Annotated in this window: 22 protein-coding genes and 2 tRNA genes; 17 read left to right on the top strand and 7 right to left on the bottom strand. The window is 54.7% G+C overall.

What is annotated here, in order from left to right; genetic code table 11:
- Positions 1–105: 105 nt before the first annotated feature.
- A tRNA-Asp gene (locus QRN24_RS00005) sits at positions 106–182 on the top strand.
- 162 nt (positions 183–344) lie between these two features.
- Entirely contained in the window at positions 345–1,148 is an 804-nt protein-coding gene (gene dkgB, locus QRN24_RS00010; protein WP_284942186.1) for a 2,5-didehydrogluconate reductase DkgB, read from the top strand.
- Positions 1,149–1,179: 31 nt separating this feature from the next.
- On the opposite strand, the gene yafC is transcribed toward dkgB, so the two are convergent.
- The gene (gene yafC, locus QRN24_RS00015) at positions 1,180–2,085 is read right to left on the bottom strand and encodes a DNA-binding transcriptional regulator YafC (protein ID WP_014168734.1); all 906 of its coding nucleotides are present in this window, start codon (positions 2,083–2,085) and stop codon (positions 1,180–1,182) included.
- A 104-nt stretch (positions 2,086–2,189) separates the two neighbouring features.
- Here yafC and QRN24_RS00020 point away from each other — a divergent pair, with 104 nt between their 5' ends.
- The 3 genes from QRN24_RS00020 to QRN24_RS00030 all read left to right on the top strand — a co-directional run bounded on the left by QRN24_RS00020 (position 2,190) and on the right by QRN24_RS00030 (position 5,150).
- The gene (locus tag QRN24_RS00020) at positions 2,190–3,365 is read left to right on the top strand and encodes an MFS transporter (protein WP_284942187.1); all 1,176 of its coding nucleotides are present in this window, start codon (positions 2,190–2,192) and stop codon (positions 3,363–3,365) included.
- A 136-nt stretch (positions 3,366–3,501) separates the two neighbouring features.
- Positions 3,502–4,302, top strand: coding sequence for an endonuclease/exonuclease/phosphatase family protein (locus tag QRN24_RS00025; protein ID WP_025205128.1), 801 nt, complete (start codon positions 3,502–3,504; stop codon positions 4,300–4,302).
- Between the two features lie 74 nt (positions 4,303–4,376).
- Positions 4,377–5,150: a class I SAM-dependent methyltransferase gene (locus QRN24_RS00030; protein WP_151887267.1), complete on the top strand. Its 774-nt coding sequence runs from the start codon at positions 4,377–4,379 to the stop codon at positions 5,148–5,150.
- Positions 5,151–5,202: 52 nt separating this feature from the next.
- On the opposite strand, the gene mltD is transcribed toward QRN24_RS00030, so the two are convergent.
- Entirely contained in the window at positions 5,203–6,567 is a 1,365-nt protein-coding gene (gene mltD / locus QRN24_RS00035; RefSeq protein WP_047744235.1) for a murein transglycosylase D, read from the bottom strand.
- A gap of 68 nt (positions 6,568–6,635) precedes the next feature.
- Positions 6,636–7,394, bottom strand: coding sequence for a hydroxyacylglutathione hydrolase (gene gloB, locus QRN24_RS00040; protein WP_284942188.1), 759 nt, complete (start codon positions 7,392–7,394; stop codon positions 6,636–6,638).
- Positions 7,395–7,426: 32 nt separating this feature from the next.
- Between gloB and QRN24_RS00045 the strand changes: the two genes are divergently transcribed.
- On the top strand, positions 7,427–8,143 hold the full coding sequence (locus QRN24_RS00045) for a class I SAM-dependent methyltransferase (protein WP_020882800.1): 717 nt from the start codon (positions 7,427–7,429) through the stop codon (positions 8,141–8,143).
- Here QRN24_RS00045 and rnhA read toward each other — a convergent pair whose 3' ends face one another.
- On the bottom strand, positions 8,144–8,611 hold the full coding sequence (gene rnhA, locus QRN24_RS00050; protein WP_014168741.1) for a ribonuclease HI: 468 nt from the start codon (positions 8,609–8,611) through the stop codon (positions 8,144–8,146). It abuts the gene before it with no gap.
- 64 nt (positions 8,612–8,675) lie between these two features.
- Between rnhA and dnaQ the strand changes: the two genes are divergently transcribed.
- From dnaQ to QRN24_RS00095, 9 genes are all read left to right on the top strand, one after another.
- Positions 8,676–9,407, top strand: coding sequence for a DNA polymerase III subunit epsilon (gene dnaQ, locus QRN24_RS00055; RefSeq protein ID WP_032677465.1), 732 nt, complete (start codon positions 8,676–8,678; stop codon positions 9,405–9,407).
- Between the two features lie 132 nt (positions 9,408–9,539).
- Positions 9,540–9,616, top strand: a tRNA-Asp gene (locus QRN24_RS00060).
- Positions 9,617–10,002: 386 nt separating this feature from the next.
- The gene (locus QRN24_RS00065) at positions 10,003–10,722 is read left to right on the top strand and encodes a FadR/GntR family transcriptional regulator (protein WP_284942189.1); all 720 of its coding nucleotides are present in this window, start codon (positions 10,003–10,005) and stop codon (positions 10,720–10,722) included.
- Positions 10,719–11,732, top strand: a complete 1,014-nt coding sequence (locus QRN24_RS00070; protein ID WP_078775019.1) for an ABC transporter ATP-binding protein — start codon at positions 10,719–10,721, stop codon at positions 11,730–11,732. The genes QRN24_RS00065 and QRN24_RS00070 overlap by 4 nt, the downstream gene beginning before the upstream one ends.
- Positions 11,729–12,811: an ABC transporter ATP-binding protein gene (locus QRN24_RS00075; protein WP_049022688.1), complete on the top strand. Its 1,083-nt coding sequence runs from the start codon at positions 11,729–11,731 to the stop codon at positions 12,809–12,811. The genes QRN24_RS00070 and QRN24_RS00075 overlap by 4 nt, the downstream gene beginning before the upstream one ends.
- 2 nt (positions 12,812–12,813) lie before the next feature.
- Positions 12,814–14,328, top strand: a complete 1,515-nt coding sequence (locus QRN24_RS00080; RefSeq protein WP_072126555.1) for an ABC transporter substrate-binding protein — start codon at positions 12,814–12,816, stop codon at positions 14,326–14,328.
- Positions 14,329–14,346: 18 nt separating this feature from the next.
- Positions 14,347–15,288, top strand: coding sequence for an ABC transporter permease (locus tag QRN24_RS00085; protein WP_163304748.1), 942 nt, complete (start codon positions 14,347–14,349; stop codon positions 15,286–15,288).
- A gap of 2 nt (positions 15,289–15,290) precedes the next feature.
- Entirely contained in the window at positions 15,291–16,166 is an 876-nt protein-coding gene (locus QRN24_RS00090) for an ABC transporter permease (protein WP_014168751.1), read from the top strand.
- Between the two features lie 9 nt (positions 16,167–16,175).
- Complete coding sequence (locus QRN24_RS00095; protein ID WP_284942190.1) at positions 16,176–17,777, top strand: gamma-glutamyltransferase family protein; 1,602 nt, start codon at positions 16,176–16,178, stop codon at positions 17,775–17,777.
- 41 nt (positions 17,778–17,818) lie between these two features.
- On the opposite strand, the gene QRN24_RS00100 is transcribed toward QRN24_RS00095, so the two are convergent.
- Entirely contained in the window at positions 17,819–18,589 is a 771-nt protein-coding gene (locus tag QRN24_RS00100) for an amidohydrolase (protein WP_014168753.1), read from the bottom strand.
- Positions 18,590–18,697: 108 nt separating this feature from the next.
- Positions 18,698–21,142 carry an acyl-CoA dehydrogenase FadE gene (gene fadE, locus QRN24_RS00105; protein WP_025205109.1) on the bottom strand — a complete coding sequence of 815 codons (2,445 nt, stop codon included), beginning with the start codon at positions 21,140–21,142 and terminating at the stop codon, positions 18,698–18,700.
- Between the two features lie 239 nt (positions 21,143–21,381).
- On the opposite strand from fadE, the gene lpcA reads away from it, so the two are divergent.
- A complete protein-coding gene (lpcA, locus tag QRN24_RS00110; protein ID WP_014168755.1) occupies positions 21,382–21,960 on the top strand; it encodes a D-sedoheptulose 7-phosphate isomerase in 579 nt (192 codons plus the stop codon).
- 46 nt (positions 21,961–22,006) lie between these two features.
- The gene (locus tag QRN24_RS00115) at positions 22,007–22,774 is read left to right on the top strand and encodes a class II glutamine amidotransferase (protein ID WP_014168756.1); all 768 of its coding nucleotides are present in this window, start codon (positions 22,007–22,009) and stop codon (positions 22,772–22,774) included.
- On the opposite strand, the gene dpaA is transcribed toward QRN24_RS00115, so the two are convergent.
- Positions 22,745–23,485 carry a peptidoglycan meso-diaminopimelic acid protein amidase gene (gene dpaA / locus QRN24_RS00120; protein WP_014168757.1) on the bottom strand — a complete coding sequence of 247 codons (741 nt, stop codon included), beginning with the start codon at positions 23,483–23,485 and terminating at the stop codon, positions 22,745–22,747. The two genes, QRN24_RS00115 and dpaA, sit on opposite strands and share 30 nt — an antisense overlap.
- Positions 23,486–23,756: the final 271 nt, after the last annotated feature.

Genomic DNA, 23,756 nt, shown 5'->3' on the forward strand with positions numbered 1-23,756 from the left:
GCCGATGGTAGTGTGGGGTCTCCCCATGTGAGAGTAGGGAACTGCCAGGCATCAAATTACGTAGTAAGCCGGTGCATAAATCCGGTGGTTACAGCAGTCTTCGGTGGAGCGGTAGTTCAGTCGGTTAGAATACCTGCCTGTCACGCAGGGGGTCGCGGGTTCGAGTCCCGTCCGTTCCGCCACTTATTAAAAGCCCTGAGTTAACGCTCAGGGCTTTTTTCATATCTGTCTTATCATTATTGCCAAATCAGCAAAAATCCTCTGCGTTAAACGCTCTTTTTCTGCATAACGGCAGCAGCGATAATCCTCCTCAGTTAACAATCATTATGAATAACGAGGATTACATGACTATCCCTGCACTGGGTCTGGGCACTTTCCGCCTGAAAGACGACGTTGTTATCGCATCCGTAAAAACTGCACTTGAACTTGGCTATCGCGCAATTGATACGGCGCAGATTTATGATAACGAAGCTGCCGTTGGTCAGGCTATCGAAGAGAGCGGCGTAGCGCGTAGCGAGCTTTTCATCACCACCAAAATCTGGATTGAAAACCTCAGCAAAGACAAATTGATCCCCAGCCTGAAAGAGAGCCTGGAAAAACTGCGTACCGACTATGTGGATCTGACGTTGATCCACTGGCCATCACCGAACGATGCCGTGTCAGTCGAGGAGTTCATGCAGGCATTGCTTGAAGCGAAAGAGCAGGGCTTAACGCGTGAAATAGGTATTTCTAATTTCACCATCCCGCTGATGGAAAAAGCCATTGCCGCCGTGGGGGCAGAAAACATTGCAACCAATCAGATTGAACTCTCTCCCTACCTGCAAAACCGCAAAGTCGTGGACTGGGCAAAACAGCACGGCATCCACATCACCTCATATATGACCCTGGCCTACGGTAAGGCACTGAAAGATGACGTGATTAATCGTATCGCAGAAAAACATAGCGCAACGGCTGCACAGGTGATTCTGGCATGGGCGATGGGTGAAGGTTACGCCGTGATCCCCTCTTCAACCCGACGTGAAAACCTGGCCAGCAACCTGTTAGCGAAGGATCTCCAGCTGGACGACGAAGACAAAAAAGCGATCGCTGTCCTGGAATGCAACGATCGTCTGGTCAGCCCTGAAGGTCTGGCACCTGACTGGGATTAATATTGACCCTTTCCTCTGTAGCCTGAAACCCTCACACAGCTCCCCCGGGAGCTGTTTTTATATGTTCGCTCAGGAAATCGATAAAGGCGCGTATGCGCGTACTTACCGCTCTGTCACTGTAATAAACTGCACTAAAAGGCATCTCCACAGGCAGACGTTTATCTGCCATCAGCTCTACAAGCTCACCGCGTGCAATTTCTTTATCAATCATATAGTCCGACAAACAGGCGATCCCATTCCCTTCGAGGCAAAGCTGCTTCAGCGTTTCTCCACTGTTGGACGATAACCCACTGGTGATTTCATGCAGTTGACCATCATGACAGGCCACAGGCCAGGTGTTCAGCGATACGGGCTCCGTGAAACCCAGGCACAGGTGCTGCTTCAGCTCTTCAACCGTCTCTGGTTTGCCATGCTCTGCGATGTATTGCGGTGACGCGACTATCTTGCGGTAGCTGGCGAAAAGAGGGCGGGCCCGCAAGCTCGAGTCGGTCAGGGTGCCGGCCCGGATCGCCACATCCACTTTCCGCTCGATGAGATTGATAAACGTCTCTGAGGAAACTAACGAGAGCGTCATCTCCGGATAGCGTTCGCGGAAAGGCTTGATCAGCGGCATCAGAAAATGAAGAACAACCGGTGTTGCCGCATCAATGCGCAGCAATCCGCGCGGCGTACTACGGGTTTCCATAATCTCTGTTTCTGCCGCCGCCATCTCCTGCAGGACGGACTGCACACGGCGGAAGTAACGCTCGCCTTCCTCCGTCAGGCTTAGCTGACGCGTCGTTCGGTTGAGAAGACTGACGCCGAGCTTCATCTCCAGTTTTTTCACCGAGCGGCTGATGGCTGAATTAGCCTGCCCCAGCTGCTCGGCCGCACGGCTAAAACTGCCGCTTTCGACGACGGCGACAAAAATTGTCAGCTCTTCCGACGTTGCTTTCATTGTTGCACCACCTGCAAAATTCTATTGATATTTTGACCATTTTTGTTATTTAAGCACTGGCGCATACTGCCTGTCATCTTAATCCTGATGATATGGAGTTATTTATGCCACTGGCGCTACTTGCCCTGACGATCAGTGCCTTTGCAATTGGCACGACCGAATTTGTTATCGTAGGACTGGTGCCTACGATAGCTAACCAGCTTTCAATCTCGCTGCCCTCTGCCGGCCTGTTGGTTTCTATCTATGCGCTCGGGGTTGCCATCGGCGCCCCCGTCCTGACCGCATTGACGGGACGTTTCCCGCGTAAGCAGCTGTTGGTTGCGCTGATGGTGTTATTCACCGCTGGCAATATTCTGGCCTGGCAGGCGCCGGACTACACCACGCTGGTGATTGCCCGGCTGCTGACCGGTCTCGCTCACGGTGTGTTCTTCTCCATTGGTTCAACTATTGCAACCAGCCTGGTACCAAAAGAGAAAGCAGCATCCGCCATCGCGATTATGTTCGGTGGTCTGACTGTAGCTCTTGTCACCGGTGTACCGTTAGGAACGTTTATCGGACAGCACTTTGGCTGGCGCGAAACCTTCCTTGCCGTCTCTTTACTGGGGGTGATTGCCCTGGTTGCCAGCCTGCTGCTGGTACCGTCGACTATTGCAGGACGTGCGAGTGCCAGCCTGAGCGATCAGCTGAAGGTACTCACGCATCCGCGTTTGCTGATCATCTACGCCGTCACAGCGCTCGGCTATGGGGGGGTATTCACGGCTTTCACCTTCCTGGCTCCGATGATGCAGGACCTGGCAGGCTTCTCACCCAGTGCAGTGAGCTGGATTTTGCTGGGGTATGGTATCTCCGTCGCCATCGGTAATATCTGGGGAGGGAAGCTTGCGGACAAACATGGTGCAGTGCCGGCCCTGAAGTTTATCTTCGCAGCACTGGTTGTTCTGCTGATGATTTTCCAGTTCACGGCATCGATGCAATACGCCGCGCTGATAACGGTACTGGTGATGGGGATCTTCGCCTTTGGTAACGTGCCAGGCCTGCAGGTTTACGTGGTACAAAAAGCCGAACTTTATACACCCAACGCGGTAGATGTCGCATCGGGCCTGAATATTGCCGCGTTCAATATTGGGATTGCGCTGGGTTCCATCATTGGTGGGCAAACCGTTGAACATTTCGGATTAACTCAAACGCCATGGATTGGTGCGGTGATTGTTCTGATCGCTTTCCTGCTGATTAGCCTGAGTGGGCGCCTTGATAAACCCGCTCGTGTAGTGCTGGGATAACATCAGTAAGTGCTTGCTTACAAAACTGGAAAGCGGTTTATCTGAAATTGCGTTGAAAGTGTAACCTAAAGTCCCTATAACATTAGAACCAGTCCGTTTTCCGGGCTGGTTCATGTTACAGAGGCCGTTTCCAAAAGTGCGAAAAAATACCTATGCCATGCGTTATGTTGCCGGAATGCCCGCGGAGAGGATCTTGCCTCCGGGGTCGTTTGCGAGCATAAGTCAGGCATTACCTGCCGGGACACCCTTAAGCAGCGATGAAAAAATCCGGGTGCTGGTGTGGAACATCTTTAAACAACAGCGCGCTGAGTGGTTATCGGTACTCAAGAATTTTGGGAAAGACGCCCATCTGGTGCTGTTGCAGGAGGCGCAAACCACCCCCGAGCTGGTAAGGTTTGCTACGACTCACTACCTTGCTGCTGACCAGGTTCCCGCGTTTGTCTTGCCGCAACATCCTTCTGGCGTGATGACCCTCTCTTCGGCTCATCCGGTCTATTGCTGCCCGCTGCGCGAACGCGAGCCGATTCTGCGTCTGGCGAAATCGGCGCTGGTAACGGTCTACCCGCTGCCGGACACGCGCATGCTGATGGTTGTGAATATCCACGCGGTCAACTTCAGCCTGGGCGTGGATGTGTATAGTAAGCAGTTACTTCCGATCGGTGACCAGATCGCCCATCACAGCGGGCCCATCATTATGGCCGGGGATTTTAATGCCTGGAGCCGTCCGCGCATGAATGCGCTGTATCGCTTTGCACGCGAAATGTCGCTGCGTGAAGTTCGTTTTAGCGATGACCAGCGTAAGAAAGCGTTTGGTCGTCCTCTCGATTTTGTCTTCTATCGTGGTCTGAACGTTCACGACGCCTCTGTTCTGGTGACGCGTGCCTCCGATCACAATCCTCTACTCGTTGAATTCAGTCCCGGCAAACCTGATAAATAATGGTATGTCAGGTCTGCCGTGGGGCAGGCCATTCGGGTGCTGCCCTTTATTTTAAACAACAAAAGGACAGTACGATGACAACAACACACTCCCATCATGACAACGTAGAAAAACAGTTTGGCTCCCAGGCAAATGCTTATCTGAGCAGTGCCGTGCACGCGTCTGGCCGTGATCTGGTCCGTCTCGGTGAACGCCTGACGGCAGTGCCGCACGCGCACGTCCTGGACTTAGGCTGTGGTGCCGGGCATGCCAGCTTCACGGCAGCACAGCAGGTGGCGCGGGTCACGGCCTATGATTTATCCAGTCAGATGCTGGAGGTGGTTGCAGAGGCCGCACAAGCCAAAGGGCTGAACAACATCGCAACGCGCCAGGGCTATGCCGAATCCTTACCCTTTGAAGATGCCTCGTTTGAAGTTGTTATCAGCCGTTATTCTGCCCATCACTGGCATGATGTCGGCCAGGCATTACGTGAAGTTAAACGCGTCCTGAAGCCGGGCGGGGTCTTTATCATTATGGATGTGATGTCGCCGGGACATCCGGTGCGTAATATCTGGCTGCAAACGGTTGAAGCGCTGCGCGACACCTCGCATGTGCAAAACTACTCCAGCGGGGAGTGGTTAGCGCTGATTACTGAAGCGGGGCTGATCACACGTGCATTGATAACGGACCGCTTGCCGCTGGAGTTCAGTTCGTGGATTGCCCGTATGCGCACGCCGGAAGCGTTAAGCCAGGCCATTCGGTTGTATCAGGATAGTGCGTCAGCGGAAGTGAAGGCGTACTTTGAATTGCAGGATGATGGATCATTTACCAGCGATACCATCATGGCTGAAGCGCAAAAAGCAGCGTAAAGAAAAAAGGCACCGAGGGGAATCGGTGCCTTTTTATCGTTAGGTCGTGTCATCAGGAGTCTGGCGTGGCGCTGTTTTTCACAAACAACGTCAGCTGGTCGCCTGGTTTCAGATTGTCAGTATCATTGTTCCAGCGCATCACATCCTTGATATTTACGCCGTGTCGTTTTGCGATACTGGACAGTGAATCACCTTTACGCACACGATAGGTAATGCTATCGCTGTTGCTGGCGAGACGCTGTGCACTGTTACCTGCACCCACCGTCAGAGTCTGACCCACTTTCAGGCCTGAGCTGCGCAGATTATTCCACTGCTGCAGATCGTTTGCCGTCACGCCAAGACGTGAGGCAATGCCCGAAAGCGTATCACCTGACCGAACCTTATAGCTGCGGCTGTTCACGGATGATGCATCCGCGATCAGCGTTGACTGAACAGCGGCAATTTCACCCGATGCTAAAGACTCACGTAACTGCTCAGCATGTTTCTGCGGAACCATTACATACTGCGGACCACTGGCCCCCAGCGTTGAGCCTTTAACGCCAGCATTAAAGGTTTTCAGTTTACTTACCGACATACCCGTCATATCAGCAACCTGTTGAATATCAACCGGATTGCTGAGGCGAACACGCGCCAGTGCACGACTTTCGTCTGGTGTTGGCAGTTGTACACCGTAACGCTTGCTGTTCTTGAGAATGTCGCTCAATGCCAGCATTTTCGGTACGTAAATCTTCGTTTCCTGTGGCAGTGAGAGCGACCAAAAATCGGTGGATTTACCCCGTGCTTTATTCGCTTTCATTGCCTTCAGTACACGACCTTCGCCACTGTTATACGCTGCGACCGTTAACAGCCAGTCGCCGTCGAACATCTTATTAAGACGTTCCATCATGTCGAGAGCGGCTGTCGTTGAAGCGACAACATCACGACGCGCATCATAATTGCGGGTCTGTTTCAAACCATAGTTTCGCCCGGTGCTCGGAATGATCTGCCAAATGCCTGCGGCATTGGCGCCAGACGTCGCGTGTGGGTCAAAAGCGCTCTCCACTATGGGTAGGAGTACCAGCTCCATCGGCATGTTACGTTTCTTAACTTGCCCGGCTATCCAGTACATATACGGCTCTGCCCGTAAAGTTACATCGTGGAGATAGCTCTTATTTCTTAAATACTTTTGCTTCTGTTCGCGAATCCGGTTGTTTTCCGGAATTCCCATCTTTAGCTCGTCGCCAATAGAGGTCCACAAGTCTTCATCCTGTGCGAAAGACGTCCCATCGTCCATCCATCGCGCTGAACTTGTAAACTTCCCTGCTTCCCCTTGACCAGCTGCAGAAAGGCTCTGTGCGTGCTGTTGTACGTTGCTGCCGTTCTGCGACTGGCAACCTACAAGCAGGACAGAGGCGAGAAATATCGCTTTTGCCTTCATGTGTGTGTCAATAGTTGCTTAAAAGACGAGCGATGATAACGGCGAAATTTTGAAAAGGCAACCCGCAATTATCTGAAGTTATCTTTCTTTGACCTTAACCATGCAAATCGTTGTTCTGGTTGTGACAAATTTGTTTCTTTGTTAATTTCATCAATTAAATCAATATCATCTGTTCGTAAAAATAAATTAGTTTTACGCTCATTTTTCAGAATTACGGGGAGTGTTTTTTGGTTTTTTGCACGTAACTCCTTCACTTTGTGATAATAATCTTGAATCGCCCGATCCTCTGGCAAGATGCTCGCCGCAAACTTCATATTTCCTAATGTATACTCATGTGCGCAACAAATAAGGGTATCGTCAGGTAATGCGCTAATCTTCTGTAATGACTGGTACATCTGGGATGGGGTGCCCTCAAAAAGCCTTCCGCAGCCTCCGGAGAACAGCGTATCGCCGCAAAAAAGATAAGGTTTACTGTAGAAACAAAGATGTCCCAAAGTGTGACCTGGTGTAGCAAATACAGAAAACTCCCACTCGCGTATGAGGATATTTTCACCTTCTTCGACTACCTGCGTTGTTCCCTTATCTTGTGTCTCTGCCGGTCCGTAAACCACCAGATGCGGGAATTGGGCACGAAGGTCAGCAACGCCGCCGGTGTGATCGTTATGATGATGGGTCAGAAGGATGGCCTCTGGTTGCCAGCCGTTCTCTTTTATCGCGTCTGATACGGGAGCCGATTCTCCAGGATCGACAATGACGCACCGATGCTCGTCATCGACTAAAACCCAGATGTAATTGTCCTGAAAGGCGGGAATACTGATAAGATTCATAAATTACCTCTTATAGCGTGGTGGGTGAGTTGATGAAACCGGCAAGGATACCTCAGATTGTCCCGGCACCTGAACGTTGGGCCGAATTGCCCTGGGGTGAATACTATCGCGAGAACCTGGAACAGCAGCTTAAACCCTGGCTCGCGAAAATGTATGGTTTTCACTTGCTTAAGATTGGCAATCTCAGCGCGGAAATCAATACCGAAAGCTGCGCTATCTCACATCAGGTTAATGTCTCTCTTGGCGCATCGCCGGTTCAGGTGAAAGCGGATCCTTTGCATCTGCCGTTTGCGGAAAAGTCCGTTGATGCCTGCCTGCTGGCACACACGTTGCCCTGGTGCAGCGATCCTCATCGCCTGCTGCGCGAGGCAGATCGCGTCCTGATTGATGATGGCTGGCTGATACTCAGCGGGTTCAATCCGCTGAGTCTGATGGGGCTGCGCAAGCTGGTTCCGGTGCTTCGCCGGACACCGCCGTATAACAGCAGGATGTTCACGATGATGCGCCAGCTTGACTGGCTTTCACTGCTGAATTTTGAGGTGCTCTGCTCGGGCGGTTTTCAGGTACTTCCCTGGGCGCGGCAGGGGGGCGTTGTTCTGAGCACCCATCTGCCGGCATTAGGCTGCATGCAATTTATTGTCGCGCGTAAGCGGACCATCCCCCTTACGCTTAATCCGATGAAGCAGAGTAAATCGAAATCGCCCATTCGCCAGACCGTGGGCGCCACGCGGCAGTACAGAAAACCCTGATCAGGATTCGGGCTGATAGCCTGTGTCTTCATGAGCGGGGTTGGATGCCGCCGCCCGTGCCAGTTCGTCACAACGTTCGTTTTCGGGGTGGCCTGCGTGACCTTTAACCCATTCCCATTTAATCTCGTGCTGGCCCAGCGCAGCATCAAGACGTTTCCAGAGATCGACGTTTTTGACCGGCTTTTTGTCTGCCGTCTTCCAGCCGCGTTTTTTCCAGTTGTGGATCCACTGGGTGATCCCCTGGCGTACGTACTGACTGTCAGTGCTCAACACCACATCGCAGTGTTCTTTTAGCGCTTCCAGTGCCACAATGGCGGCCATCAACTCCATGCGGTTGTTGGTGGTCAGAAAATAGCCTTCGCTAAAAGTTTTTTCATGCTCACGATAGCGCATAATCGCGCCATAACCGCCAGGCCCTGGGTTGCCAAGGCAAGATCCATCGGTGAAAATTTCTACCTGTTTACGCATCTCTGGTAGACTTCCTGTATTTGAAACGTTCAGTTAAACGATAAGTCTGACATAAATGACCGCTATGAGCACTGCAATTACTCGCCAGATTGTCCTCGATACCGAAACCACCGGTATGAACCAGATCGGCGCGCACTACGAAGGGCACAAGATCATTGAGATCGGTGCCGTTGAAGTGGTGAACCGTCGTCTTACGGGGAACAACTTCCATGTCTACCTCAAACCCGACCGGCTGGTGGACCCAGAAGCGTTCGGTGTGCATGGTATCGCCGATGAGTTCTTGCTGGATAAACCGACCTTTGCGGAAGTGGCAGACGAGTTTCTGGAATATATCAAAGGCGCCGAGCTTATCATTCACAACGCGTCGTTCGATATCGGCTTTATGGACTATGAGTTCAGTAAGCTCCATCGTGATATTCCGAAAACGAACACGTTCTGTAAGGTGACCGATAGCCTGGCGCTGGCGAGGAAAATGTTTCCTGGCAAGCGTAACAGCCTGGATGCGCTCTGTTCTCGCTATGAAATAGATAACACCAAGCGAACGTTGCACGGCGCATTGCTCGATGCCCAGATCCTGGCGGATGTCTACCTGGCGATGACCGGTGGTCAGACGTCCATGAAATTCAGCATGGAAAATGAATCCCAGCAGACGCAGGGGGAAGCGGGGATTCAACGTGTTGTTCGCCAGGCCAGTCGTTTGCGGGTGGTTTTAGCCAGTGATGAAGAGTTACTTAACCATGAATCCCGTCTTGATTTAGTGCAGAAGAAAGGCGGAAGCTGCATGTGGCGGGCCTGAAAAAGGGCCAGAATGCCTGTAAAATCATCGTTTGGGTGAATTTTGCAGCAAACGATTCAAAACGTGAGAAAAAGCGTTGACGAGTCCGGAGGCAAACCGTAATATGCGCCTCGTTCCCCCAGCGGGAACAGTGGAGCGGTAGTTCAGTCGGTTAGAATACCTGCCTGTCACGCAGGGGGTCGCGGGTTCGAGTCCCGTCCGTTCCGCCACTATTCAGAAGGCCTGAATCAGAAATGATTCAGGCCTTCGTCGTTTCTGCGTCTGCAAATCTTCTTTATCCGCCCCCCTGTCTTTATTAACAAAGAGTTAATATCTGTGGTGCAATTAATTAACATTTGATCAATGATAGTGCACAATTTGCACCGTATTTGTGCATTTTGCCACCGATTGTCTTTTTGGCAGCGGAGCAGATGTGTAATTTTGTAAAAAATAATTCACAGAAAATCATTCGCTTATCTCCATCCCTTCAGAAAGTTCATGAACCAATGCTTTATTGGTTCGTTTATTGCTTAATCATTAGCACGGTAAGTAGCAAGTCATATCAATAACTTATCGTTAATAAAAATAAAGTAATGATGATAGCGAGCGAACCAATATGGAAAAACCGTCACGGTTTCTGGCCAATTCCAGCACCGCGCTTGAGCAGCTGCGCGGACTGATCAACCAGCATGAGTCAACACCAGGCACTCCGCTGCCCACTGAACGTGAGCTGTCGGAGACTCTCGGCGTAGGACGACGTGAAGTACGTCGTGCGCTGGATGTGCTGGAAGAGGAGGGGCGGATCTGGCGTAAACAGGGTAAAGGGACCTTTATAGGCCCGTCTGCACCTGTTGAACCTCTGGCCCTTCAGGGATTGGTTCAGCAAACCAACCTTCTGGAAGTCATGGAAGCTCGTCTACAGCTCGAACCCGGCTTAGCCCGGCTTGCGGCACTGCGTGCCACCAGGGAAAACCTCGCGCTTATGCAGCGCATGCTGGAACGCATTGATAAGGTCAGCCCGGACGACCGCGATCTCAACGAACTCTGGGATAGCGCATTTCACCGCGCCATTGCCGAGGCTGCCGGTAATCGCCTGATGCTTGGCCTGTTTGATGCCATTGATGCCGTCAGACGTGAACCGGGCTGGCAGCATTTGCGCGAATTAGCCCGTACACCCGAGCGGGTTGATCACTACAACAACCATCATCAAAAAATCATGTCTGCGATTATCCATCGCCAGCCTAATGAAGCAGCGGCCGCCATGCGCGAACACCTGCTTAGCCTGCAGTCAGCCCTGATTCAGGCTCTTCACCTTGAGGACGACTTCACGCTATGACGACGATCCCGTTTAAGGACCCCACGCCTGTACTGCGGCTGCAAAATCTTAACGTAACGTTCGCCGGCTCTCCGGTGAGCGTGCTTGATGGTATTTCACTGACGGTCAGCGCGGGAGAAACGCTGGCGCTGGTGGGGGAATCCGGCTGCGGGAAAAGTATCACCTCATTAGCGCTGATGGGCTTACTGCCCGCCAGCGCACAGATCGTCAGCGGCGAGATGCAGTTCCGTCGTCACGACTTACGAAAGCTTTCACCGCGGGAATATGCCGATCTTCGCGGCAGCGAACTGGCAATGATTTTCCAGGAGCCAATGACCTCGCTCAACCCTGCCTTCACGCTGGGAGACCAGCTCAGTGAAGCGGTGATGCGCCATCAGAAACTTTCTCGTGCAGAGGCGATGAAGGTTGCGCTGCAGATTCTGGAGAAGGTGCAGATCCCGGCGGCAGAGATGCGCCTGAAAGCGTATCCGCACCAGCTTTCCGGGGGGATGCGTCAGCGCGTGATGATTGCGATGGCGCTGATTAACCATCCACGTTTGCTGATTGCCGACGAGCCGACAACCGCGCTGGATGTGACCATTCAGGCGCAGATCCTCGCGCTGCTTAATACCCTCAAAGAAGAGACCGGTACGGCGGTGTTAATGATCACCCACGATCTGGGCGTGGTGGCGGAAGTCGCGCAGCAGGTGGCGGTAATGTATGCCGGACAGGTGGTAGAGCAGGGGAGCGTGGAGGCCATTTTTGCCGACCCGCAACACCCGTACACCATAGGACTGATGGGCTCGATTCCGTCCCTCGGCGCACGTAAAGGCGCGCTTTCCACTATTCCCGGAGCCGTTCCGCTGCCGGAATCCATGCCCAAAGGGTGCCGGTTCGCTACCCGCTGCCCCTTCGCGCAAACGCGGTGTCATGACGAAAAGCCGTCGCTGACGGCGATGGGGACCGACCATCAGGTGGCCTGCTTCCGCGTGCCGCTGGAACAACATATTGCGCTGGGAGAAATTGCATGACGACGCCCATTCTTGAAGCCCGGGACCTGAGCAAGCTTTTTCCCGGCCCTAAAAAACTGTTTACCCCAGCACGTTTTGTCACCGCGGTCGATCGCGTCTCCCTCTCCGTCATGCCTGGTGAAACGCTGGCGATTGTGGGCGAGTCCGGATCCGGAAAATCGACGCTGGGCCGTCTTCTTCTGCGGCTGCTGGCGGCCAGCGAAGGACGCGTATTTTATCAGGGTGAAGAGATCACTCATGCCTCGGGTGCGCGTCTGAACCAGCTGCGGCGGGAGCTGCAGATCATCTTTCAGGATCCTTTCGCATCGTTAAACCCGCGCATGACGGTCGAGCAGATCGTCGGTGAGCCGCTGTGGCTACACCAGTCGATGAAGAAAACCGACAGGCAATATCGGGTGGCGGAGCTGCTTAAAACCGTAGGGCTGCCAGCGGCCTGGGCACAACGTTATCCGCACGAATTTTCCGGAGGGCAGCGTCAGCGAATTGGTATTGCGCGTGCGCTGGCCTCCGGTCCAAAGCTGTTGCTCGGGGACGAGCCGGTCTCCGCGCTGGATGTCTCGGTTCAGGCGCAGGTGGTCAACCTGCTGGAAAGCCTGAAGCACCAGCTGGGTCTGACAATGGTGATTGTCGCCCATGGCCTGGCGGTGATTCGCCATATGAGTGACCGCGTGGCGGTGATGTATCTCGGGCAAATTGTTGAGCTTGCGACCGTCGACGAAATCTTTGATGCCCCGCTACACCCCTATACGCAGGCGTTAATCGCCTCCGCCCCCCAGATGCAGCCAGGCGCGCCGCGGGTGGCACCTCTGCTGCAGGGGGATTTACCGAACCCGGCCAGCCCACCGTCAGGCTGCCGTTTCCATACCCGTTGTCCGTATGCCACGGATGAATGTCGCCAGGTCGAGCCGATCAATCAGGTGCTGGACGGGGGACGCCAGATTGCCTGCCATCGCTGGCAGGAGATTAACCGCGATCGCAGTGTTATCCAGATAGCACCGCCATCCGCAGCCTTTCTGCGCCGCCGCGCGCTGTTTGAACACGCGGCCACTCACTCCTCCCTTCCTTCAAGGAACTCATGATAATGACAATGCGTAATTCTCTTTTGACCGTACTGGGAAGTGTTATGTTGCTTGGCGCGGCGCTGCCCGCCCATTCTGAAAGCGTACTGCGAATTGGTCTGGGGGCGGATCCGGATATGCTCGATCCGCATCTGGCGCGCACCTATTACGGCCGTTTCGTCTTTGCGTCTCTGTGCGACCGGCTGGTGGACGTGGATGAGCATCTGAAAGTGGTTCCCGGCCTGGCGAAATCGTGGGCCTGGAGTGACGACGGCAAAACGCTGACCATGGATCTGCGTGAAGGTGTGACCTTCCATGACGGTGAAAAATTTGACGCCGCCGCGGCAAAATACAACCTCGACCGCGCGCTGACGTTAAAAGGTTCGCTGCGTAAAAGTGAAATCTCGTCCGTTGAGTCCGTTGAGGTGACAGGCCCGATGCAGATTGCCCTGCATCTGAAAACACCTGATGCCGCACTGCTGATGCAGCTTACCGATCGCGCCGGGGCGATGATGGCACCCGACGCCGCGAAAAAGCCTGACTTTGCCGCCCATCCGGTCTGCTCTGGCCCCTATAAGTTCGACAGCCGCGTCTCACAGGACCGTATCGTTCTGACGCGTTTTGACAACTACTGGAACAAAGGCGCTTACCATTTCGACAAAATTATCTATCTGCCGATCCCGGATGCTTCCGTGCGTCTGGCTAACCTGCGTGCAGGGGATCTTGATCTGACGGAAGGCATTGCCGCAAGCGACGTGAAAACCGTAGAAGCCGACAGCAAACTGGCGCTGGCGAAGGTGACCGGTCTGGGTTATCAGGGCATTACCTTCAATATCAATAACGGCAAGGTCCCGGCGAACGATCCGTTTAAGGATGCCCGCGTGCGTGAGGCATTTTCACAGGCAATCGATCGCGATGCGTTAAATCAGGTGGTCTTCGAGGGGCTGTACACCCCGGCAAACCAGGCGTTTTCTACCGTAAGTCCGTATCACGTTAACCTGCCGGTGCCACCACGCGATGTCGACAAAGCCAAAGCGCTGTTGAAAGCGGCAGGCGTCACTACCCCGCTGAACGTCAATCTGCTGGTGCCCAACAACCCAACTTCACAGCAGGTCGGTCAGGTACTGCAGGCGATGGTCGCAGAGGCTGGCTTTAACCTGAACCTGCAAATGACCGAGTTCGCCACGCTGCTCGATCGCCAGCAGAGCGGTGATTATCAGCTGAGCTTCTCTGGCTGGTCGGGTCGTCCGGATCCAGATGGCAGCATCTACGGCTTCATTAACAGCAAAGGCACCCTTAACGACGGTCATTACAGTAACGCGCAGGTGGATGAATGGCTGACGCAGGCGCGCCTGAGCAACGACAAAGCCGTCCGTCAGCCGCTGTACGACAAGGTGGTGAAACAGCTGCAGACGGATATGCCCATTGCCTACCTCTATTTTGAACCGCGTATTTTTGGTCTGAACAAGAGCGTGCAGGGCTTTAAACCGTATCCGGACGGCATTGTGCGTCTGGCTGGCCTGACGCTGGCGAAATAACTGGCCTGAGGAGAACCCATGCTGGAACTGATTTGCAAACGTCTGCTGCTGGCCATCCCGACCTTACTGCTGGTGAGCATGATGGTGTTCGGCCTGCAAAAACTGCTGCCCGGCGATCCGCTGATCGCCATGGCCGGGGAGGAGCGCGATCCGGCGGTGATCGCCCAGCTGCGTGCTGAGCTCAACCTCGATGCGCCCATCCCTGTGCAGTACTTCAACTGGCTGACGCGCGCGCTGCAGGGCGATCTTGGTGTCTCCTTACGCACTCACGAGCCGGTCACCCAGCTCATTGCCAGCAAACTGCCGGTGACGCTGGAGCTATCGCTGCTGGCGATGATCATCGCGCTGGTGTTTGGCATCAGCATGGGGATCCTCGCGGCGGTCAATAAAAACAGCTGGGTCGATCACGGTGCCAACTTTGTGGCGATCTCGGGGATCTCAATACCGCATTTCTGGCTCGGGATCCTGTTGATTCTGATCTTCTCGGTCAATCTGCAATGGCTGCCAGCGTCGGGGTTCGTGCCGTTTAGTGAAGATCCGATCCAGAACCTGCGTACGCTGTTGTTGCCTGCGTCGGTACTGGGAACGGGGCTGGCGGCCACGCTGATGCGCCATACGCGCGCCTCCATGATCGCGGTAATGAAGGCCGATTACATCCGCACCGCACGGGCTAAAGGGCTGTTGCCAAAGGCGGTGATTTTAAAGCATGCGTTTCGCAATGCGCTGGTTCCGGTGATCACCCTGACCACGCTGTTGTTCGGCGAACTGCTGGGTGGCGCGGTACTGACCGAACAGGTCTTCACCATTCCAGGGTTCGGCAAGATGATCGTCGATTCAGTCTTTAACCGTGACTATGCGGTGGTGCAGGGGGTGGTGCTTATCGTGGCGATCGGTTTCCTGCTGCTGAACCTGCTGGCCGACGTGCTTTACGTTCTTATCAACCCGAAAATGCGAGGTTAAGCATGGCGGAACTGACAACTCAAACCATTGCCGCGGTTCAGCCCCGTGCGCAGAACCGGGTGCTGAAGAAATTTCTCGCCAATAAAAGCGCGGTGATGGGTGCCGTAGTGGTGGGCTTTTTTGTGCTGGTGGCACTGCTGGCGCCGTGGATCGCGCCTTTTGATCCGGTGAAAGCCAATTTTCTGGCGGTGCGCAAAGCGCCTTCGGCGATGTACTGGTTTGGGACCGATGAACTGGGCCGCGATATTTTGTCCCGCATTATCTGGGGGGCGAGAACGTCGTTGATGGCTGGCTGTATGTCGGTGGTGATCGCCGTGGTCATTGGCGTTCCGCTGGGGCTGGTGGCGGGTTACTTCCAGAAGATGTGGGACGGCGTGATCTCGCGTTTTATTGAAGCGCTGCTGGCCTGTCCGTTCCTAATCATGGCGATCGCGCTCGGGGCGTTTCTGGGCCCAAGCCTGACCAACGCCATGATCGCCATTGGCCTCTCCGCAATGCCGATCTTCGCCCGCCTGACGCGCGGCCAGGTGATCGCCATTCGCAACGAAGAGTATATCGACGGCGCAAGGGCAATTGGCCTGCCGGATCGCTGGATCATCATTAAGTATGTGCTGCCCAATGTGATGTCTCCGATTCTGGTGCAGGCCACGCTGGCCATTGCCTCTGCAATCATTGCTGAAGCCAGTCTGTCGTTTCTGGGGTTAGGCCAGCAGCCGCCGAACCCGTCATGGGGCTCAATGCTTAATACCGCGAAAGGTTTCCTTGAGCAGGCTCCGTGGATGTCTGTATTCCCCGGTGTGGCGATTTTCCTTGCCGTGCAGGGCTTTAATTTACTCGGCGACGGGCTGCGCGATGCGCTCGATCCGCGCCATGACTAAGGAGTCATGATGACCAAAGCGCTTGATTTCACTTCCGGTTACGATTCACGACGCCCGCCGATGATAGGCCACAACGCCGTGGCGACATCTCAGCCGCTGGCGGCCCAGGCGGGAATGAAAATGCTGCAGCTCGGCGGGAACGCGGTTGATGCGGCGGTTGCAACCGCCATGGCGTTGACGGTGGTTGAACCCACCGGCAACGGTATTGGCAGCGATGCCTTTGCCATCGTCTGGGATGGCGAAAAACTCCACGGCCTGAACGCCTCAGGCCGCTCGCCTGCCAGCTGGCACGCGGATCTGTTTGCCGGTAAAACCGCGGTGCCAGAAATTGGCTGGGACGCCGTCACCGTGCCGGGTGCGGTATCGGGCTGGGTGGCGCTGGCAGAACGTTTTGGCACGCTGCCGCTTACTACGCTGGCGCAACCGGCCATCGAGTATGCGCGTAACGGTTTTCCGGTCTCCCCGTTGATTGGCCATCTCTGGCAGCGGGGTTATAACAAGCTCAAAGATCAGCCAGGCTTTAGCGCCTGCTTTGCTCCGGAAGGGCGTGCTCCCCGGGTTGGCGAGATCTTCCGTAACCCGGCGCAGGCTCATTCGCTGGAGCTGATTGCCAGAACCAACGGTGAAGCGTTTTACCGCGGCGAGCTGGCGCAGAAAATTGCCGCTTTCGCGAAAGAACATGGCGCGCACCTGACGGCAGAGGATTTGGCCAATCATCGTGTGGACTGGGTAGAACTGCTGTCGCGTGATTTTGCCGGTGGTTCGGTGCAGGAGCTGCCGCCAAACGGGCAGGGCATCGCCACGCTGATTGCGCTCGGTATTCTGGATCAGTGTGGAATTGAAAAACATCATCCGGATTCCGTGCAGTCGCTTCATCTGTCTATTGAAGCGATGAAACTGGCGCTGGCGGATCTCGATCGCTACGTCGCTGATGAAGAACACATGGAGTTTGCGGCCCAGGCGTTGCTGAGCGATCGTTATCTGGCGTCGCGCGCGGCGCTTATCGACCCCGATAACGCCTCCGATTTCGTCTACGGTTCGCCGACGCAGAGCGGCACGGTCTACCTGAGCGCTGCAGATTCCAGCGGTATGATGATCTCGTTTATTCAGTCCAACTATATGGGCTTTGGATCCGGGATTGTGGTGCCGGAGACCGGGATCAGTCTGCAAAACCGCGGCTGTGGCTTTGTGCTGGATCCAAACCATCCGAATGCGCTGGCGGGCAGTAAGCGTCCGTTCCACACCATCATTCCGGGCTTTGCGATGGACGGCAACGGTAAACCGCTGATGTCCTTTGGCGTCATGGGCGGCCCAATGCAGGCGCAGGGGCATATGCAGATGGCGCTGCGCATCATGCTGCACGGGCAAAACCCACAGGCGGCAATTGATGCGCCTCGCTGGCGCGTGGTGCAGGGCAGGGAAGTGATCGTCGAATCGACGTTCGATCGCAATACTATCGCCGCACTGCGTGAGCGCGGGCACCAGATCGTGGTGGAAGATCCGCTCCAGGATTACAACTTCGGTGGCGCGCAGGTGATTTATCGTATGCCGGAAGGGCACTATGTGGCGGCGACAGAGAGCCGCAAAGACGGGCAGGCGCTGGTGAGTTAATGATGTCTCCTCCCTCTTCCTGTGAGAGGGAGGGGAAACCGTTATCCAATGCTAAACGGATCCGCATCCTGCCAGGCCGGAAACTTCTCGCGATATTCCTTCAGGGCCGTCAGTGACAATTCAGCATCAATGCGCGTTGCCTGATGCGGCTCGGCGGTGGCAATAATTTCACCCTGCGGGTTCACCACCCGGCTATCCCCCCGATAATGATGCCCGTTGCCATCGGTCCCCACGCGGTTACAGCCGACCACATACGCCTGGTTTTCAATGGCGCGTGCGACCAGCAGCGACTGCCAGTGCAGGGAGCGCGGGGCAGGCCAGTTGGCGACATACAGCGCCAGGTCGTAATCGTTGCGGTTGCGTGACCACACCGGGAAGCGCAGGTCGTAGCAAACCAGCGGCAGAATACGCCAGCCGCGCCATTCGAACACCACGCGCGCATCACCCGCTTCATAGTGATGATGTTCATCTGCCATGCGGAACAAATGGCGTTTATCATAGAAATGCACTTTCCCTTCCGGCTCGACCAGCAGGAAGCGGTTGACCGGCCCGCGTTCGGTTTGCAGCGCAGCGCTGCCGGCAATCAGCGCATTGGTTTGCTGCGCTTTGGCGTGCATCCAGGCGACCACCTCTTGCTGTGGCATTGACTGTTGCGCCGCTTCCATGGCGAAGCCGGTAGTGAACATCTCCGGCAGGACAATCACATCACGCCCGGTAATGCCTTCCAGTTGACGATCAAAGTGGCGCAGGTTGGCAGGGCCGTCCATCCACACTAAAGGTTGCTGCAAAATCGAAATCTTCAGACCAGGCACAATTCAGACTCCTCAAACGACCACTTTTTGACACTGTAGCACGACATAAAGAGAAAATGTGGCAATAAAAAACCCCGCGCGTGGCGGGGTTTGTAGAAGCGAAACGCGTTATGCAGCTTCAGGTTTGCGGACCTTCTCCGGGAGCTTTACCGGCTGTGTCGCCAGCTCATCCGGGTCGAAATCATCCACGTTAATGCTGCGCAGACGGCTCTCTTCGGCTTTCACCAGCAGAGCGGCTTCATCATTGTTGATGATCCCGCCCGTCAGGGCCTGTTTCGCCAGTTCATCCAGGCGGGTGAACGGCAGGTTTTTGCCCAACTGTTTGCAGATCTTTTGGTGGATGGGATCGGCAGCCATCACGTCCAGCAGCGCTTCTTCCAGCAGACCAACCGGGTTATGCGGTGTTGGAGCCAGATACTGACCGCGGCCGATACGGGAACGGGTTGCGCTCGGTACCTGCAGGATCTTCGCCACTTTGTGATCCAGTTTGTCAGACGGCGCCAGATGATGACGACCGGTCGGGAAGATCACCACGCGAAGGGCGCCTGCAACAAAGCGGTTCGGGAAGTTCGCCAGCAGATCGTCAATGGCCTGTTCCGCCTGATACATCGCATCCTGAACGCCCCAGTGAACCAGCGGCAGATCGGCTTCCTGACGGCCTTCATCGTCGTAGCGTTTCAGGACCGCAGAGGCGAGGAAGATTTGGCTCAGCACATCACCCAGACGGGCAGAGATACGCTCGCGACGCTTCAGGCTACCGCCCAGCACCGCCATAGAAACATCTGACAGCAGAGCGAGGTTGGCGCTCAGGCGGTTAAGATGCTGGTAATAACGCTTGGTCGCATCACCGGTTGGCGTGGTGCTGGTAAGACCGCGCGTCAGACCCAGCCAGAAGCTGCGTACTTTATTACTGCCCACGTGACCGATATGTTTGAACAGCAGCTTGTCGAAGGCATCCACGTCGTTATTCTGCGCGGCGGCCATCTCTTCCAGCACATAAGGATGGCAACGGATTGCCCCCTGGCCGAAGATCATCATGCTGCGGGTCAGGATGTTTGCCCCTTCAACGGTGATGGCAATCGGTGCGCCCTGGTAGCCGCGCGCCAGGAAGTTGCCCTCGCCGAGCATAATGCCTTTACCGCCCGCGATATCCATTGCATCAATGATTGACTGCTGTGCGCGGTGGGTACAGTGATACTTCACGATAGCTGACAGCACGGCCGGTTTTTCGCCCAGCATAATGCCGTAGGTAATCAGGGAGGCGGCAGCATCCATCACGTAGGCATTGCCTGCGATACGTGCCAGCGGCTCTTCGATCCCTTCCATCTTGCCGATAGAGATTTTGAACTGACGGCGGATATGGGCGTATGCACCAATCCCCATCGCGACAGATTTCAAACCACCGGTCGAGTTCGACGGCAGGGTAATACCGCGGCCAACCGACAGACATTCCACCAGCATGCGCCAGCCCTGACCGGCCATTTTCGGACCACCGATGATGTAGTCAATCGGTACAAAGATATCCTTGCCGCGGGTTGGGCCGTTCTGGAACGGTACGTTCAGCGGGAAGTGGCGACGACCAATTTCAACGCCTGGGGTGGAGGTTGGGATCAGCGCACAGGTAATGCCCAGATCTTCTTCACCGCCCAGCAGTTTTTCCGGATCGGAGAGCTTAAAGGCCAGGCCCAGCACGGTCGCGATAGGGGCGAGCGTAATATAACGTTTGTTCCAGGTCAGGCGCATACCCAGCACCTGTTGACCCTGCCATTCACCCATGCAGACGACGCCGGTATCCGGGATCGCACCCGCATCGGAGCCCGCTTCCGGGCTGGTCAGCGCGAAGCATGGAATTTCCTGGCCACGTGCCAGACGCGGCAGGTAGTGATCTTTCTGCTCTTCGGTACCGTAGTGTTGCAGCAGTTCACCTGGGCCTAACGAGTTCGGCACGCCAACGGTGATCGCCAGGATCCCGGAAACGCCTGCCAGTTTTTGCAGGACGCGGGCCTGAGCGTAAGCGGAAAACTCCAGACCGCCGTACTCTTTCTTAATGATCATCGCGAAGAAGCGGTGTTCTTTCAGATACGCCCACAGTTCTGGCGGCAGGTCCGCCATTTCATGGGTAATCGCGAAGTCATTTGCCATGCGGCACGCTTCTTCCACCGGACCATCAATAAAGGCCTGTTCTTCAGCGGTCAGACGTGGTTGCGGATAGTTGTGCAGCTTTTTCCAGTCCGGGTTGCCCTGGAACAGGTCGCCTTCCCACCAGGTGGTACCGGCATCAATCGCTTCTTTCTCCGTACGCGACATGGGCGGCATCACTTTGCGGAAGCCTTTGAACACCGGCGCGGAGATCATCGATTTACGCATCGGCGTAAAGTTAAACGGCAGAAGAATGATGGCCAGCGGGACTAAAAGCCAGATATTCCACAGGCCAGCGACGCCAAGCGCAGCCGTCCAGGCCAGCAGAATCAGACTGCTCAGGAATAAACTCACCCGGTGATAGAACAGCACACCGAGCAGAACAACGGTTGCGAGAATGCTCAAAATCATCATAAAGAAAAGCTCCCTTGCTTGTAGGAGGTCTGACCACTTGTGATGATATGGTTGTAGTTGATGTTATTTCCTTTAGCAATGTGTTTACAAAATAATTACAACCTGGTTCACATTGTTCAGGTTTAAGCCGGCACGAAAACGCAAAACGCCAGACGATTCGCATGGCTTTAGCTTCTCGCTTTTCCCGCTATCCGGTACACTCCACTGTGTTATTTCATCAATACTGAAGGATTATCCTCATGTACCAGGATCTTATTCGTAACGAACTGAACGAAGCGGCGGAAACGCTGGCTAACTTTCTGAAAGATGATGCCAATATTCACGCTATTCAGCGCGCAGCGGTCCTGCTGGCCGACAGTTTCAAGGCCGGCGGTAAAGTGCTCTCCTGTGGTAACGGTGGTTCCCACTGTGATGCGATGCACTTTGCAGAAGAGCTGACCGGGCGTTATCGTGAAAACCGTCCGGGCTACCCGGCGATTGCGATTTCCGATGTGAGCCACATTTCCTGCGTCAGTAACGATTTTGGTTATGACTATATCTTCTCTCGCTACGTTGAAGCCGTGGGCCGTGAAGGTGACGTGCTGCTGGGGATTTCGACGTCCGGAAACTCGGCTAACGTGATCAAAGCGATTGCCGCAGCGCGTGAAAAAGGGATGAAAGTCATCACCCTGACCGGTAAAGATGGCGGTAAGATGGACGGTACGGCGGATATCGAAATCCGTGTTCCACACTTCGGTTATGCTGACCGTATTCAGGAAATTCACATCAAAGTGATCCACATCCTGATCCAGCTGATCGAAAAAGAGATGGTTAAGTAAGACTTCGCTGGGGGCATGATTGCCCCCGCTGTTGTGGAGGTGATGTATGTGCGAATTGCTCGGGATGAGCGCCAATGTGCCAACCGATATCTGCTTTAGCTTCACCGGGCTCGTTCAGCGCGGCGGGGGCACCGGGCCGCATAAAGACGGCTGGGGCATTACCTTCTACGAAGGCAAAGGATGTCGCACATTCAAAGATCCCCAGCCCAGCTTTAATTCCCCGATTGCCAGACTGGTGCAGGACTATCCCATTAAGTCCCGCTCGGTGATTGCCCACATCCGTCAGGCAAACCGTGGGGAAGTGGCGCTGGAAAATACCCACCCGTTCACCCGCGAGCTGTGGGGCCGTCACTGGACCTACGCGCACAATGGCCAGCTCTCCGGCTACAAGTCGCTAGAGACGGGCAATTTCCGTCCGGTCGGTGAGACCGACAGCGAAAAAGCGTTTTGCTGGCTGCTGCACAAGCTGACGCAGCGTTATCCGCGCACGCCCGGCAACATGACCGCCGTCTTCAAATACATTGCGTCGCTGGCATCAGAACTGCGTGAGAAGGGCGTGTTCAACATGCTGCTGTCTGACGGGCGTTATGTGATGGCGTTCTGTTCGACCAATCTGTTCTGGATCACGCGCCGCGCGCCGTTTGGCGTCGCCAAGCTGCTCGATCAGGATGTGGAAATTGATTTTCAACGAGAGACCACACCGAATGATGTGGTCACAGTGATCGCGACCCAGCCACTGACGGGCAACGAAACCTGGCAAAAGATTATGCCAGGCGAGTGGGTCTTATTTTGTCTCGGGGACCGAGTAGTTTGATGCCAGCTGTGGCTGGACGACTTCGTGGCTCAGCGGCTTGCTGACCACATAGCGGCCATCGACAACCGAGACAACCGGCGGCTTGTGCGTCTGCTCAAAGTAGTCGTAACCCGGTTTCAGCTGTTTCCAGAAATCCGCGTAGTAGGAGTACTTGTGACGCGCCATGTTGGCATCGGTCATGCGGAACGGGTAGATGCTGACCTGAACGTTCGGCTGACCAAAGACCAGTGCGCCGGTGACAAACTGGAAAATCTCATCAATGCCGGTATCGGTCATCGCATAACAGCCGATAGACACGCATGCACCGTGGATCATCAGGTATTTGCCTTCATAACCGTGGGCACGGTCATAGGCGTTCGGGAAGCCAATGTTAATGGCTTTATAGAAGCGGCTGTCAGGTTTTAGCTGGCTACGCTGAACGTTGTAAAACCCTTCCGGACTTTTGAAATCGCCCTGACGCTGTTTTGGCCCCAGACCACCGGAGTAGTTACAAATCTTGTAACTATCAAGCAGCTGATATGTCTCGCCCATTTTTACAAACAGATCGAGTGTGCGTTCTTCCTTGAAGATTTGAATATAAACCGGTGATCCCATTAACTGCTGTTTATATTCTTTGCTGACCGGCGTGGTTGAGCTATTGCTGCTGAGCAGCCCGGCAAACGATACGCACGGAATCAGGAGCATCGCAATGAACAATGCGATTTTACGCATACTACTAGTTCCTTGATAAAACTAAGACCAAATTGCCAGGACGGCAAAAGAGACCCGAAATCAGATTATTCTGTTAGGTGCGCTCACATTAGCACCGCCATAGATTTTCGCAAGAGCCGGACGGTGAGTTTACAAATTAGTTTTACTTTATAAACCATCAAAATCGCGTTGGCTCCAGGAACTTTGCGTAATACCTCGCACTTTAGCGCCTGCAACCGAGGTTTTGGTGCCCGAAAAACAGCGAAAATGGTACACTTCGCCCCCTCTGGAT

This window comes from Enterobacter sp. MEB024, assembly GCF_030209635.1.
In the GTDB taxonomy this organism is placed as follows: Bacteria; Pseudomonadota; Gammaproteobacteria; order Enterobacterales; family Enterobacteriaceae; genus Enterobacter; species Enterobacter ludwigii.

Coding starts and splice junctions, on each gene's coding strand:
- dpaA (WP_014168757.1), bottom strand. CDS start 23,485: ATGCGTAAAATCGCATTGTTCATTGCGATGCTCCTGATTCCGTGCGTA.
- QRN24_RS00045 (WP_020882800.1), top strand. CDS start 7,427: ATGAAACCGGCAAGGATACCTCAGATTGTCCCGGCACCTGAACGTTGG.
- QRN24_RS00085 (WP_163304748.1), top strand. CDS start 14,347: ATGCTGGAACTGATTTGCAAACGTCTGCTGCTGGCCATCCCGACCTTA.
- dnaQ (WP_032677465.1), top strand. CDS start 8,676: ATGAGCACTGCAATTACTCGCCAGATTGTCCTCGATACCGAAACCACC.
- lpcA (WP_014168755.1), top strand. CDS start 21,382: ATGTACCAGGATCTTATTCGTAACGAACTGAACGAAGCGGCGGAAACG.
- QRN24_RS00030 (WP_151887267.1), top strand. CDS start 4,377: ATGACAACAACACACTCCCATCATGACAACGTAGAAAAACAGTTTGGC.
- QRN24_RS00115 (WP_014168756.1), top strand. CDS start 22,007: ATGTGCGAATTGCTCGGGATGAGCGCCAATGTGCCAACCGATATCTGC.
- yafC (WP_014168734.1), bottom strand. CDS start 2,085: ATGAAAGCAACGTCGGAAGAGCTGACAATTTTTGTCGCCGTCGTCGAA.
- QRN24_RS00065 (WP_284942189.1), top strand. CDS start 10,003: ATGGAAAAACCGTCACGGTTTCTGGCCAATTCCAGCACCGCGCTTGAG.
- QRN24_RS00090 (WP_014168751.1), top strand. CDS start 15,291: ATGGCGGAACTGACAACTCAAACCATTGCCGCGGTTCAGCCCCGTGCG.
- QRN24_RS00020 (WP_284942187.1), top strand. CDS start 2,190: ATGCCACTGGCGCTACTTGCCCTGACGATCAGTGCCTTTGCAATTGGC.
- fadE (WP_025205109.1), bottom strand. CDS start 21,142: ATGATGATTTTGAGCATTCTCGCAACCGTTGTTCTGCTCGGTGTGCTG.
- QRN24_RS00080 (WP_072126555.1), top strand. CDS start 12,814: ATGACAATGCGTAATTCTCTTTTGACCGTACTGGGAAGTGTTATGTTG.
- gloB (WP_284942188.1), bottom strand. CDS start 7,394: ATGAATCTTATCAGTATTCCCGCCTTTCAGGACAATTACATCTGGGTT.
- dkgB (WP_284942186.1), top strand. CDS start 345: ATGACTATCCCTGCACTGGGTCTGGGCACTTTCCGCCTGAAAGACGAC.
- QRN24_RS00070 (WP_078775019.1), top strand. CDS start 10,719: ATGACGACGATCCCGTTTAAGGACCCCACGCCTGTACTGCGGCTGCAA.
- rnhA (WP_014168741.1), bottom strand. CDS start 8,611: ATGCGTAAACAGGTAGAAATTTTCACCGATGGATCTTGCCTTGGCAAC.
- QRN24_RS00075 (WP_049022688.1), top strand. CDS start 11,729: ATGACGACGCCCATTCTTGAAGCCCGGGACCTGAGCAAGCTTTTTCCC.
- mltD (WP_047744235.1), bottom strand. CDS start 6,567: ATGAAGGCAAAAGCGATATTTCTCGCCTCTGTCCTGCTTGTAGGTTGC.
- QRN24_RS00095 (WP_284942190.1), top strand. CDS start 16,176: ATGACCAAAGCGCTTGATTTCACTTCCGGTTACGATTCACGACGCCCG.